General features: G+C 51.7%; 11 protein-coding genes. All 11 read left to right on the top strand.

The window, feature by feature from the left end:
- Position 1 precedes the first annotated feature (1 nt).
- Positions 2–991 (top strand): UDP-glucose 4-epimerase GalE, encoded by a 990-nt coding sequence (gene galE, locus ACAN56_RS24770; protein WP_379146108.1) that lies wholly within the window; start codon positions 2–4, stop codon positions 989–991.
- 96 nt (positions 992–1,087) lie between these two features.
- Positions 1,088–2,668 (top strand): UDP-glucose--hexose-1-phosphate uridylyltransferase, encoded by a 1,581-nt coding sequence (locus ACAN56_RS24765; RefSeq protein ID WP_038588220.1) that lies wholly within the window; start codon positions 1,088–1,090, stop codon positions 2,666–2,668.
- 171 nt (positions 2,669–2,839) lie between these two features.
- The gene (locus ACAN56_RS24760) at positions 2,840–4,003 is read left to right on the top strand and encodes an iron-containing alcohol dehydrogenase (RefSeq protein WP_341119800.1); all 1,164 of its coding nucleotides are present in this window, start codon (positions 2,840–2,842) and stop codon (positions 4,001–4,003) included.
- Between the two features lie 231 nt (positions 4,004–4,234).
- A complete protein-coding gene (locus tag ACAN56_RS24755) occupies positions 4,235–4,771 on the top strand; it encodes an NfeD family membrane protein (RefSeq protein ID WP_379146107.1) in 537 nt (178 codons plus the stop codon).
- Positions 4,771–6,348 carry a flotillin lipid rafts scaffold protein FloT gene (gene floT, locus ACAN56_RS24750; RefSeq protein ID WP_052091932.1) on the top strand — a complete coding sequence of 526 codons (1,578 nt, stop codon included), beginning with the start codon at positions 4,771–4,773 and terminating at the stop codon, positions 6,346–6,348. Before ACAN56_RS24755 ends, floT begins: the two co-directional genes overlap by 1 nt.
- Positions 6,349–6,422: 74 nt before the next feature.
- Positions 6,423–7,133 (top strand): ABC transporter ATP-binding protein, encoded by a 711-nt coding sequence (locus ACAN56_RS24745; protein ID WP_038588230.1) that lies wholly within the window; start codon positions 6,423–6,425, stop codon positions 7,131–7,133.
- Complete coding sequence (locus ACAN56_RS24740; protein ID WP_379146106.1) at positions 7,126–8,739, top strand: hypothetical protein; 1,614 nt, start codon at positions 7,126–7,128, stop codon at positions 8,737–8,739. The genes ACAN56_RS24745 and ACAN56_RS24740 overlap by 8 nt, the downstream gene beginning before the upstream one ends.
- Positions 8,740–8,863: 124 nt before the next feature.
- A complete protein-coding gene (gene glcT, locus ACAN56_RS24735) occupies positions 8,864–9,736 on the top strand; it encodes a glucose PTS transporter transcription antiterminator GlcT (RefSeq protein ID WP_038588235.1) in 873 nt (290 codons plus the stop codon).
- 251 nt (positions 9,737–9,987) lie between these two features.
- Positions 9,988–12,042, top strand: a complete 2,055-nt coding sequence (ptsG, locus tag ACAN56_RS24730) for a glucose-specific PTS transporter subunit IIBC (protein ID WP_379146105.1) — start codon at positions 9,988–9,990, stop codon at positions 12,040–12,042.
- A gap of 98 nt (positions 12,043–12,140) precedes the next feature.
- Complete coding sequence (locus ACAN56_RS24725; protein WP_038599075.1) at positions 12,141–12,416, top strand: HPr family phosphocarrier protein; 276 nt, start codon at positions 12,141–12,143, stop codon at positions 12,414–12,416.
- Entirely contained in the window at positions 12,409–14,121 is a 1,713-nt protein-coding gene (gene ptsP, locus ACAN56_RS24720; RefSeq protein WP_038588239.1) for a phosphoenolpyruvate--protein phosphotransferase, read from the top strand. Before ACAN56_RS24725 ends, ptsP begins: the two co-directional genes overlap by 8 nt.
- The last annotated feature ends 92 nt before the right edge of the window (positions 14,122–14,213 follow it).

Genomic DNA, 14,213 nt, shown 5'->3' with positions numbered 1-14,213 from the left:
GATGGCGATTTTGGTAACAGGTGGAGCGGGGTATATCGGTTCTCATACAGTAGCTGAGCTGCTGGAGCGGGACGAGGAAGTTGTGGTTATCGACAATTTGCTGACAGGCCACCGTGAGGCGCTGCTGGGCGGCAAGCTGTATGAAGGTGACCTGCGGGACAAGGCGCTGCTGGCCAAGCTGTTTTCGGAGAACAAGATTGAAGCGGTGATCCATTTTGCCGCAAGCTCGCTGGTGGGCGAGAGCATGAAGGACCCGGTCAAATACTATGACAACAACGTATATGGTACACAGTGTCTGCTGGAAGCGATGCAGCATGCAGGTGTGGACAAAATCGTCTTCTCCTCCACGGCCGCAACTTACGGCGAACCGGAAAAGGTGCCGATCGAGGAAACTGACCGCACAGAGCCGGCGAATGTGTACGGTGAAACCAAACTGACGATGGAACGCATGATGGCCTGGTTTGACAAGGTGCTCGGCATCAAATACGTGGCGTTGCGCTACTTCAATGCTGCAGGGGCACATGCCAGCGGCAAGATTGGCGAAGACCACCGTCCGGAGAGCCATCTGATTCCGCTGGTGCTGCAAACCGCGTTGAAGCAGCGGGAGAGCATTGCTGTCTTCGGCGAAGACTATCCGACCGAAGACGGAACCTGCGTCCGCGACTACATCCATGTCAGCGATTTGGCTGACGCCCATGTCCGGGCGGTCAACTATCTGCGCAGCGGCAGTGCAAGCAATATCTTCAACCTTGGCAACGGCCTCGGCTTCTCGGTCAAACAAGTGATCGAAACCGCCAAGAAGGTGACCGGGCTGGACATTCCGGTTGTCATTCAAGAGCGCCGCGCCGGTGATCCTGCTGTGCTGGTAGCTTCTTCTGACAAAGCCCGTTCCATTCTCGGCTGGACTCCGCAGCATGCGGACCTTGAGGATATTATTCAGAGCGCCTGGAACTGGCATTCAGCGAATCCGCAAGGATACGGAGAAGAATAACTCCTGGCTGTCCGGGGGAGTATGGCATTCTATTGAACCAGCTGCCCCCCAAAAAGGACACAGACAACTTGCTACACCACATTAAGGAGAATTTAAATGCCTAACGATATTAATACCGCTCCGGCCGGAGAGAAGGCGCTGCATGCCATCGAACAGCTTGTGCTGTTTGCGCTGCACCAGGAGCTGATCCAGCCTGCCGATGTTGACTATAGCCGCAATGAACTGCTGGACCAGTTCGGCTTCAGTGAGCCGTATGCCCTTGAATTCAGTGAAACACCGCTTGAGAGCCCGCAGGGACCGCTGGACATTCTGATCGATTATGGCTTCGAAATCGGACTGATTCCGGAGAATACCGATACGTACCGTGATCTGCTGGATGCGAAGATTATGGGCCTGCTGATGGCACGGCCATCTGAAGTCAATGCCCAATTCTATAGCCTCTCGGCGGAGAAGGGCATTGAGGCGGCAACCGACCGCTTTTACAAATTAAGTATTGATTCCAACTATATCCGCATGGACCGGATTTCGAAGAATGTGTTCTGGCTGCAGGAATCACCATACGGGGATATCGAAATGACGATTAACCTGTCCAAGCCCGAGAAGAACCCGAAGGAAATCGCCATGGCCCGGCTGCTCCCTCCGCCGGTCTATCCGAAATGCCTGCTTTGCCGCGAAAATGTGGGTTATGCCGGACGGTTGAATCACCCGCCGCGCCAGAATCTGCGTGTAATTCCGCTGAAGCTGAACAATGAGAAATGGTTCTTACAGTACTCGCCGTATGTGTACTACAACGAGCATTGCATCGTGTTCCATCACGATCATGTGCCGATGAAGCTGACCAAGGAGTCGCTGAAGCGTCTGCTCAGCTTTGTGGAAGCTTTCCCGCATTATTTCATTGGCTCGAACGCCGATCTGCCGATTGTCGGCGGGTCGATTCTGACCCATGATCATTTCCAGGGCGGGCGCCATACCTTCCCGATCCAGAAAGCACCGAAAGAGCAGACGTTCACCCATGCCTCCTACCCGGGTGTCAGCCTCAGCATCGTGAAGTGGCCGATGTCGGTCCTGCGTTTGCATGGAGTAGACCCTGCAGTGCTGCTGGAATGCGGCAACGATCTCTATGAGGCCTGGAAATCCTACAGCGATCCTGAGGCTGAGGTATTAGCTTTCAGCGAAGTTGACGGTGTGGAAACCCCGCATAATACCGTTACTCCAATCGTGCGGCGGGCGGAAGACGGCGGCTTCGAGCTGGATCTGGTGCTGCGCAACAACCGGACCAGCGGGGAATTCCCCGAAGGGATATTCCACCCGCACCGGGAGATGCACCATATCAAGAAGGAGAACATCGGCCTGATTGAGGTTATGGGTCTGGCTATTCTGCCGGGACGACTGAAGGAAGAGCTGGATGCTATCGCAGGCGTGCTTGCCGGAGATCTCCCGCTACTGGCTGCCGTGAAGAGTGAAGCTGATCACGCGCTTGCACAGCATGCCTCGTGGATACAAGAGCTGGCCGAACGTTTTGGCACAGGTCACAACCACGAAGAAGCTGTCAAAATCGTGCAGAATGAGGTCGGTATCAAGTTCACCCATATTCTGGAGCATGCCGGGGTCTACAAACGGACACCGGAAGGACAAGCCGCTTTCCGCCGGTTTGTGCAGAGCTTCGGAGCCCTATAAACAACTGAATGTTAGTATTAATGTCCCCGGCCATGCAGGTTTGGGGGCTTTTCTTATACAGTTCGTTCAGCTTGGCGTGATACGGGGAGACGCTGTGATTTGAATGACGCACGCCGGAGGTCTATAATATGAAATTGCATCACATTCATCAACTAATGGAGGTTTACCCATATGCGCAAGTTTGAATTTTATAATCCTACCAAGCTGATTTTTGGACAAGGAACATTGCAGGCTTTGAAGACCGAAGTCCCGAAATACGGTAAGAACGTATTGCTGATGTACGGCGGCGGCAGCATCAAACGCAGCGGTTTGTACGATAATGTGCTGGCTGAGCTGAATTCCATCGGGGCTGTCGTGACCGAACTGGCCGGAGTCGAGCCGAACCCGCGTCTGTCCACTGTACATAAAGGTGTGGCATTGTGCCGGGAGCACAACATTGAGCTGATCCTTGCCGTAGGCGGGGGCAGCGTACTGGACTGTGCCAAGGCAGTTGCGGTAGGCGCGAAATATGAAGGGGATATGTGGGACTTTGTGGAACGCAAGGCTGCTCCGCAAGCCGCGCTGCCGCTGGGCACAGTGCTGACGATGGCGGCTACCGGTTCCGAGATGAACAACGGATCTGTCATCAGCAACGAAGTCACCCAGGAAAAAATGGGCTGGGGCAGCGTGCATGCCTTCCCGGCATTTTCCATCCTTGATCCCGAGAACACCTTCACTTTGCCGCGTGACCAGACTGTCTACGGCATGGTGGATATCATGTCGCATGTTCTGGAGCATTATTTCCATACCGACGGAAACACGCCTGTACAGGACGGTTTCTGTGAGACGCTGCTGCGCACCGTTATTGAAACGGCACCGAAGCTGATCGGGGACCTGAACAATTACGAGCTGCGTGAAACGATTATGTACTGCGGCACAATGGCTCTGAACGGCATGGTCAGCATGGGCTTCGCCGGAGACTGGGCAACACACAACATCGAGCATGCCGTATCAGCAGTCTACGATATCCCGCATGGCGGCGGTTTGGCTATTCTCTTCCCGCAATGGATGAAGTACAACCTCAGTACGAACCCTGCCCGCTTCCGCCAGCTGGCCGTGAACGTATTCGGCATTGATCCGTCCGGCAAAAGCGATGAAGAAGCCGGTCTTGAAGGCATTGAAGCACTGCGCCGCTTCTGGGATTCCATCGGTGCGCCGAAGACCTTGGGCGACTATGATATCAATGACAGCGAAATCGGAAATATGGCAGACAAAGCGGTGCGTTTCGGACCGTTCGGTAATTTCCGCAAGCTGGAGCGTGAGGATGTCGTAAAAATTTATACAATGGCGCTGTAAGAACGCCATCATAAAGGGGCTGCAGAACTGCAGCTCCGGGCAGGAAATCAAGCCGTTCCCGGTAATGGGGACGGCTTTTTTGCATAAACTGTTGGCATAGGCCGGTTTGGGTTCAAGGCTGCTTCCACGATACAATATTGAGATAATCATCCAAGTTTGTGAAACCAAGGACATGGTTTGAACGTTTATACTAGTATGACAGTCCGGAACTATAGACGGGAGGAGAAAATAATGCAAACGCTGTATTTGGGCTGTTTGGCGCTCGGCGTCATTTTTGCCGTAGTCAGCGTAGTTGTGGGAGATCTGATCGGCAATGTTTTGGATGGGATATTTGATGTAGCTTCCTTTGATTTCCTGAACCCTGCTGTGCTGGCCGGGGGAGTCACCGTATTTGGCGGAGCAGGTATTCTGCTCACGCGTTACAGCAGGCTGGAAGATGGCGCTGTTCTTGCCTTGTCCTTGCTGATCGCAGCCTTTATGGGGGTGGTTCTTTACTTGGGAGTCGTCAAACCGATGGACAAAAGCGAGATGTCAAACGGATTCTCCATGAGCGAGTTGCCTGGCAAGATCGGAGAAATTACCGTTCCTATTCCGACACAGGGCTATGGCGAAATCATGGTAAAGTTCGGCGCAGGCAACAGCCTGCATACGGCAGCCAGCTTTGAGCAGCTTTCCCTCCCGGCCGGGATTAAGGTTGTAGTGGTAGAGGTCCGGGAAGGTGTTGCGCTGGTAACTGAATTTGAAGAGAGAAAAGGAGTGGATTCTTAATGTTAGGCTTAGACATTCCAGATTATTTGTTTATTCCTATTGTAGTTGTAGCGGTTCTGCTGGTGCTTGGGATTGCGTTCTGGGCACGTTACAAGACGGTCGGACCAGATGAAGGAATGATTGTCACCGGTTCCTTTCTCGGCAGCAATCATATCTCAGATGATGGCTCGGGCCGTAAAATCAAGATAGTCCGCGGGGGCGGGGCGTTCATTCTGCCTGTCTTCCAGAAGGCCGAGTTCATGTCTCTGCTTTCGCATAAGCTCGATGTGACGACACCGGAGGTATACACTGAGCAAGGGGTGCCGGTTATCGCCGATGGTGTGGCTATTATCAAGGTAGGCAGTTCTACCGAAGATGTGGCAACGGCAGCCGAACAGTTCATGGGCAAGCCGATAGAAGGGCTGAAGAGCGAGGCGCAGGAAGTGCTTGAAGGGCATCTGCGGGCGATTCTCGGCTCAATGACTGTGGAAGAGGTTTACCGCAACCGTGACCGGTTTGCCCAGGAGGTTCAGGGTGTAGCAGCGCGCGATCTTAAGAAGATGGGACTGCAGATTGTCTCCTTCACCATCAAAGATGTGCGCGACAAGCACGGATACTTGGAAGCTCTAGGTAAACCGCGGATTGCTGCAGTGAAGCGGGATGCAGAAATCGCCGAAGCGGAAGCGCTGCGGGATGCGCGGATCCAGAAGGCAAACGCCGAGGAGCAAGGGCAGAAGGCTGAACTGCTGCGGGATACGAACATCGCCGAAGCCTCCAAGGACAATCAGCTGAAGGTTGCAGCCTTTAAACGTGATCAGGATACAGCCAAGGCGGAAGCCGATCAGGCTTATCACATCCAGGAGGCGCGCGCCAAGCAGACGGTGGTGGAAGAGCAGATGAAGGTCGAACTGGTTCGCAAGGAACGCGAGATAGACCTGCAGTCCAAAGAAATACAGGTGCGCGAGAAGCAGTACGATGCGGAAGTGAAGAAGAAAGCGGAAGCCGACCGCTACGCAGTGGAACAGGCGGCAGAAGCCGATAAGGCCAAGCGGATGCGTGAAGCCGATGCCTTGCAGTACAGCATTGAGACCCAGGCGAAGGCAACATCCGAGCAGAAACGCCTGGAAGGCCAGGCAACAGCCGACGCAGAGCTGGCTAAAGGTAAAGCGGAGTCCGAAGTTATCCGCCTGCGTGGTCTCGCAGAAGCAGAAGCCAAAGAGAAGCTGGCCGAAGCGTTCCAGAAATTCGGCGAAGCTGCCGTGCTCGACATCATCGTGAAGATGCTGCCTGAATTGGCCGGTAAAATTGCCGAGCCGCTGGCATCCATCGACAAGCTCACTGTGGTGGATACGGGCAATGGTGAAGGAGCGGCGCGGGTCAGCAATTATGTGACCCAGCTGATGTCGACGGCACCGGAAATGCTGAAGAGTGTCTCGGGAATTGATGTAGAGGCATTGATTAAAGGTTTGACTAAAGGAAAAACGGGAACTCCGGACCACAGACCGGCAGTATCGGTTGCACCTGCGGTACCGGTAGTACCTGCAGTACCTACAGTACCGGCAGTGCCAGTGGTTCCAACTGATAAACTTGAAGGATAATGCGGGATAACTCAAGGTATGACAGGCGCATTGCCTGTCATACCTTGAATTTTATGGAGAGTGGGGAACTTCGTATGGAGCTGCTCTTGGATAACATCCGTAAGAGCTTCGGAGATAAACAAGTGCTCAAAGGCATTGACTACACTTTTGAAAAAGGCAAGATTTACGGTCTGCTGGGCCGCAACGGTGCCGGTAAAACCTCGCTGTTCAACTGCTTGAGCGGGGAGATTGGAATGGACAGCGGCGGGGCTTTTTTACGGGAAAACGAAGTAAGCAGTCCGCTTCGCGAGGCGGATATCGGGTATGTGTTTTCTTTGCCCATCCTGCCGGAATTTCTTACAGGCTATGAGTTTGTGAAATTCTATATGGATATCAACCGCGACAAGATTGAACCTGGCAAAAGCATCGAAGACTATTTCGACATTATCCGGATTGAGCAGGAGGACCGCCACCGGCTGATCAAAGGGTATTCTCATGGCATGAAGAACAAGATCCAAATGCTCTGCTTTATCATTACGCGTCCGCCCTTGATATTGCTGGACGAACCATTGACTTCTTTTGACGTTGTGGTGGCACTGGAGATCAAGAAGCTGCTGCGGGAGATGAAGCAGGATCATATCATTATTTTCTCCACCCATATTTTGCAGCTTGCAGCCGACTTGTGCGACGAACTCGTTATCCTGAATAACGGGACACTCCAGGAGATTCCTGCCGACACTCTGCACAGCCCGGAATTCGAGGAGAGAATCATAACCTTGCTAAAGGATGAGGGCAGCAATGATTAAGACGCTGAACACCATACTGGATATCAGGGGCGCATCCGGGGCGAACCGGCTGATCTATTATCTCCAGCGGTTGCCGGTAATTGGGAAGATGGCAAAGAATGACTTGTATTCCCGGACAGGACTCAAAAAGACGCTGACTGTAATCGTGCTTATTCTGAAGATAATATGGGGCTTTCTGACCAAATTCGCTTATTTGGGAATTGTAGTCTATTGGCCGGTGATCACAATCGGCAAGGAACTGCCGCCTGCTGAACAGTATCAGCTCTATCTGCAAGTGCTGGTCATAATCAGTTGTGTCGTAGCCGCAGTTTCAAATGCGGTCATCCTGGAACCGAAGCGGGACAAATATATTTGTGTGAAGCTGATGCGGCTGCCTGCTGATCAGTACATGCACGCTACTCTGTCGCTTCGGACCTTCAGTTTCTTTGTTTATTATATACCGGCCATGTGCCTCTTCGCTTCATTGCTGCAGGCCCCGGTCTGGCAGGGAGTGCTGCTTGCCCTGCTGTTAACTGCCTGGCGCTTGGGAAGTGAGGCGCTGCATTTATGGCTCTTCGACCATACGGACATTGTGCTTGTCAAAAAAACAGGGTGGGTGTGGACCGTCATAGGCGTGGGATTTCCGCTTGCCTATGCTCTGCTGTATGCAGAAGTGTCCTTCGTGGACAGCGCTATGTTGTTCAACCTGCCGGCGGGTTTAGCCATTGCGGCTATAGGAGTGGTTGCCGCCGTTTATATTGCGCGTTATCCCCGTTACCGCAGTGCGGTTGATGCCGTGACCAAAATAGACGATCCGCTGCTGGATATGGGGCGTATGATGAAGGAATCGAGAGTGAAGGATGTCGAGACGAAAGAAAAGGATTTTTCAGCGGAACAGCTGAGTCCCGGTCAATTTCAGGAGAAAAGCGGCTATGCTTACCTGAATGCGATCTTTTTCTCCCGGCATAAACGTTTTTTAATACAGCCGATTCAGCGGCGGCTGCTCATCATTGGCGTGTTGTTCGCAGCCGGATTGCTGTCGATGATGGTCTCACCGGCAATGTTTACCAAGATGTCACATTTTTTAATCGGCAGCCTTTCTTATTTTGTATTTATTATGAATTTTACCTCGATCGGTGAGAAGGTCTGCAAAGCCATGTTTTACAACTGCGACATTAGTCTGCTGCGGTATGGATTCTACCGGGAACGGACGGCGGTGCTGAGCAATTTCCGGATTCGCCTGCTGAGAATAACCGCTCTGAATTTGATTCCGGCCGGAGCTATTTGTATAGCTGTGAATCTGCTCATTCTGCTTTCGGATGAAACCTGGGGGATTGCGGATGCAGCTGGTTTTTGCGGGGCTATCCTCGGCTTATCCCTGTTCTTCTCCGTGCATCACTTGTTCATGTATTATATTTTCCAGCCTTACAGCACAGAGCTGAATTTGAAGAATCCGTTCTTCACCATTGTCAACAGCATTGTGTTGGCTGCAACCATTGTGTGCCTCCGCTTGGAGAGCACTCCGGCTTATTTTGCGGGAATGGTACTGCTGACCACGGTAGCCTACATGACCATCGCCTTATTCCTGGTCTATAAATACTCGGGCAGAACCTTCCGGGTAAAATGATCCAGCCTCTTCCACATCTGAAATCTTGATGTTATGGCGGTAGCCAAGTATAATCTACACATGCTGTCAAGTTATGCAGCTGCCGCAGCGGCAAAGGTATTCAGAATTCAAAGAGGTGTAAGCAGTGAGCAGCATAACAGTGGCTAAGGTACTCAATAACAATGTGATTATTGCCGAGCATCCCCAATACGCCGAGGTTGTGGTGATCGGAAAGGGCATAGGCTTTAACCGGAAAATGCGTGATCGGATCAGTCTGTCTTCCGTGGAGAAGATGTTTATTCTCCGCAGCCAGGAGGAGCAGGAGCAATACAAGCAGCTCGTTCCGCAGGTGGACGAGAAGCTGATCGAGGTAGTTCAGGAGATTGTATTGCATATCATGCAGAGCAGCCGCCAACCGCTGAATGAACATATTCATATTGCACTCACTGACCATATTTCATTTGCCATCCGCCGTCATGAACAAGATATCGCCATACATAATCCGTTTCTGTACGAAACCAGGGAAATTTACCCTGAGGAATACAGTCTGGCCGAATATGCGGTCGGGCGGATCAATCAGGCGATGGGGGTAACGTTGCCTTTTGATGAGATCGGTTTTGTTGCTTTGCATATTGTAAGCGCATTGAGCAACCGTCATATCTCCGAGGTGAAGCAGCATTCCGTGCTGATCGGTGATCTCGTGGGGCTGGTGGAGGATAATCTGAGTTATCATGTTCCGCGGGATTCCCTGGATTATTCCCGGCTGGTCACCCACCTGCGTTTTGTTCTGGAAAGACTGCGCCGTGGTGAGAGTGTGCGGGAGACTTCTTCTCTTGACGGGTTAATGAAGCGCGAATATCCTGAAATGTACATGCTGGCCTGGAAGCTGACTAAGGTCATTGAGCAGCGGGTGCGTATTCCGGTATATCCGGCTGAAGTGAGCTACCTGACTATTCATCTGCAGCGTCTGGCCCAGAAGAAAGAGGATGAAGAGGATATGGAGCAGCATGAGGGTTGAAATGAACCCCTTACAAAAACATGCTTGCAACTTCAAAAAATCGGTGCTACAATGTTCCCTGTTCCAATAAAACAGAATACCTACGTGTAACTGATACGATCAGGCATGAGTGATTTACAGTATTTTGGTTGTCAGGCCCCAAGCTGGGGCAATCTAACCTTAGTGTTAGAGAGACAAACCTTAATGCTGTGTTGCTCATGCCTTTTTTGGTTTCCTGTTTGTGCGAAATTACTATTAAGGAAGTGGCCTAAATGTTCAAAAAGTTGTTTGGCGTTTTGCAAAGAGTCGGTAAAGCGCTTATGCTTCCTGTAGCCATCCTGCCTGCGGCGGGCTTGCTGCTCGGGATCGGCAACATGCTGGTTAACCCGGATTTCCTCCAATACGTACCGGCACTGGAAAACAGCGGGGTTCAGGCCGTTGCCAACGTTTTGATGAACTCGGGACAGATTGTTTTTGATAACCTGTCACTCTTGTTTGCGGTCGGGGTAGCCATCGGTCTTGCCGGTGGTGAAGGGGTTGCCGGTCTTGCGGCAATCATCGGTTTCCTCGTCATGAATGTAACCATGGGAACGGTACTGGGCATTAACGCTTATGTATTGACCTGGAAGGATTTCTCCTATTCCAGTGTCTTGGGAATACCGACGCTGCAGACAGGGGTTTTCGGCGGTATCCTGGTCGGGATACTGGCCGCGTCGATGTACAAGCGGTTCTTCCGCATAGAATTGCCGTCGTATCTCGGTTTCTTTGCGGGTAAACGGTTTGTGCCGATTATGACGGCAGTAACCTCCCTGATTCTTGGTCTTGTATTGACGGCTGTTTGGCCGCCGATCCAGCACGGCCTGAACTATGTGTCGCAAAGCATGATCAACACGAACTTGACGCTGTCGGCCTTTATCTTCGGTGTCATTGAGCGTTCACTGATTCCTTTCGGCTTGCATCACATTTTCTATTCGCCGTTCTGGTATGAGTTCGGAAGTTATGTCGATAAAGCCGGCGAACTGGTACGCGGGGATCAGCGGATCTTCATGCAGCAGCTGCGCGACGGGGTGGATTTCACAGCGGGTACATTTACAACAGGTAAATATCCGTTCATGATGTTCGGTCTGCCGGCAGCGGCACTGGCGATCTACCATGAAGCCAAACCTGAGAACAAAAAGATTGTCGGCAGCTTGATGGTTTCTGCAGCCCTTACTTCTTTCCTGACAGGGATTACAGAGCCGCTGGAATTCTCATTCCTGTTCGTAGCTCCGCTTCTGTTCGCAGTGCATGCTGTCTTTGCAGGTCTTTCCTTTATGACTATGCAAATCCTTCATGTTAAGATCGGAATGACCTTCTCCGGCGGCTTTATCGACTATGTGCTGTTCGGTATTATCCCGAACCGTACTGCGTGGTGGCTGGTTATCCCGGTAGGTCTGGTTATTGCCGTGATTTACTACTTTGGATTCCGCTATGTCATCCGGAAGTTCAATCTGAAAACTCCGGGCCGTGAAGATGCATCCGATGATTCGGAAGACGTCAACACGGGGAATGTATCTACAAGCGGTGATGATCTGCCGCGCAACATTTTGTCCGCACTGGGCGGCAAAGAAAACATCACCCATCTGGACGCCTGCATCACCCGCCTCCGCGTCGAGGTTAAGGATAAGGCAGGCGTAGATAAGAACCGGCTGAAGAAGCTGGGTGCTTCCGGTGTGCTTGAGGTTGGTAATAACGTTCAGGCGATCTTTGGTACACGTTCAGATACAATCAAGTCACAGATACAGGATGTCATGAACGGCAGAATACCAGCTGCTTCAGCCGCACCGCAGCCTGAGCTTGAGAAGCAGGTCGGTGAAGAAGGCGCAGCAATTATTCCTGAGGACATCGTGTCCCCGGTAAATGGCGAGCTGCTTGATATTACGCAGGTTCCAGATGCTGTCTTCTCCCAGAAGATGACGGGTGACGGCTTCGCCTTCCTGTCAGATGACGGCAAGATTGCTTCACCGGTATACGGTAAAGTGTTCAATGTATTCCCGAGCAAGCATGCTATCGGGATTATGTCCGACGGCGGCAAGGAAGTGCTCGTGCATATTGGTGTTAATACTGTAAAGCTTAAAGGCCAAGGCTTCACGATTCTTGTAGAAGAAGGCGACCTGGTAGCTGCAGGACAGCCGATTATGGAAGTGGATCTGGAATACGTGAAAGCCCATGCGCCTTCCGTTATTTCACCGGTCATCTTCTCCAATCTGCCTGAAGGGTCCACGGTTACCTTGAAGAAGTCGGGTAAAGTGGCTGTAGGCGATAAAGACATCATCAGCATTCAGTAAAATGTGCATTGGCATGGCGCTTCCCTTATAATGAAGGGGAGCGCGGCCTTCACATAAGACAAACATTCAAATTAACAGAAAGCGAGTTGGATATTATCATGCAAAAAACATTCAGAATTATTGACGAAGACGGAATTCACGCACGCCCAGCAACAGCGCTGGTAAATACAGCAACAAAGTTTAAAGGCACAGAAGCATTCGCGGAAGCCAAAGGTAAAAAAGTAACACTTAAATCCATTCTCGGCGTATTGTCTTTGGGTCTTGAAGCTGGCGATACCTTGAGTCTGATTACTGAAGGCAGTGAAGAAGCGGAAGCACTGAGCGCACTGCAAGATGTGATGATTAAAGAAGGGCTGGGAGAGCTCCATGAATAAAATTTCAGGAATCGCGGCTTCAGCAGGTATTGCCGTAGCCCGTGCATTTATCCTGGAACATCCGGATTATACAATCACGAAGACTGCTGTAAGCGATGTGGAAGCCGAGATTGCCAAACTGGAGAGCGCCCTGGAGAAATCCAAGGGCGAGCTGCAGGGCATTAAGGAGCGCACGCTCGCTGAATTGGGCGAGAAGAAGGCGGAGATTTTCGAATCCCATCTGCTGATTCTTGAAGACCCCGAACTCATCAGTCCCGTAATGGATAAAATCCGCGAGGAATCGGTTAATGCGGACTATGCCCTAAATGAAGTTGCCACTCAGTTTATCGAAATGTTCGAAAATATGAAAAGTGCTTACCTGCAGGAACGTGCCGCTGATATGCGCGATGTAACCAAACGCATCCTGAACCACCTGCTGGGTATTCACTATGTAAGTCCTGCGGAAATCAATGAAGAGGTTATCGTCATTGCCCTGGATTTGACTCCATCCGACACGGCGCAGCTTAATCGTAAATACGTGAAGGGCTTCACGACGAATATCGGCGGACGCACCTCGCACTCGGCCATCATGGCCCGGTCCCTGGAAATTCCGGCGGTAGTCGGCACCAAGAATGTACTGTCTGAAGTCAAGGCGGGAGATCTGGTGATTGTCGACGGTTTGAGCGGAGATGTTCTAATCAACCCGAGCGATGCTGAAGTCGCCGAATATAAAGCTAAGCAGGAAGCCTATGATCTGCAAATTGCCGAGTGGAAAAAACTCCGCGATGAGCCGACCGTATCGGCTGACGGCAAACATGTAGAACTAGCTGCCAACATCGGCACACCTAATGATGTGAACGGTGTGATCGAGAACGGCGGCGAAGGTGTAGGTCTGTACCGCACCGAGTTCCTGTACATGGGCCGTGACAAGCTGCCTTCCGAGGAAATTCAGTACAATGCTTACCGCACTGTGCTTGAGAACATGAACGGCAAGCCGGTTGTTGTGCGCACACTGGATATCGGCGGCGACAAGGAGCTGCCTTACCTGGATCTGCCGAAGGAAATGAACCCGTTCCTTGGATTCCGTGCGATCCGCCTGTGTCTGGACCGTCAGGATATTTTCCGCACCCAGCTGCGCGCTTTGCTTAGAGCAAGTGCTCACGGTGACCTGCGCATCATGTTCCCGATGATCGCTACGCTCGGCGAATTCCGTGCAGCCCGCGATCTGCTGCTGGAAGAAAAGGCTAAGCTGCGCGAAGAAGGCAAGGAAGTATCGGACAACATTCAGTTGGGCATCATGGTAGAAATTCCATCAACGGCGGTTCTGGCTGACCAGTTCGCCAAAGAAGTGGATTTCTTCAGTATCGGTACCAACGATCTTATTCAATATACGATGGCTGCCGACCGTATGAATGAACGGGTATCCTACCTGTATCAGCCATACAATCCGGCGATCCTGCGTCTGGTCAAAATCGTTATCGACGCAGCCCATGCCGAAGGCAAATGGACCGGCATGTGCGGCGAAATGGCCGGCGACAGCACAGCGATTCCGCTGCTGCTCGGTCTGGGCCTCGATGAGTTCAGCATGAGCGCAACCTCCATCCTGCCTGCACGCAGCCAGATTTCTAAGCTGTCCGCTGCAGATATGAAGGAAATGGCTGCTAAAGCACTTCAGCTTGGCACCGCCGAGGAAGTTGCTGCACTTGTGCAGAGCAGCGTGAAGTAAATTCGCAAAGCTTTCTTGCATTATCCGTTTAGGCAATTCACTCTTCCAACTACTACTGCCGGCCTCCTCTATAGGAGGCCGTTTTTTTGTTG

Source organism: Paenibacillus paludis, from assembly GCF_042610515.1.
Taxonomy (GTDB): Bacteria; Bacillota; Bacilli; order Paenibacillales; family Paenibacillaceae; genus Paenibacillus_AQ.
Note: the sequence above shows the minus strand (reverse complement) of the source record. Positions and strands in the feature narration are given on the sequence as shown.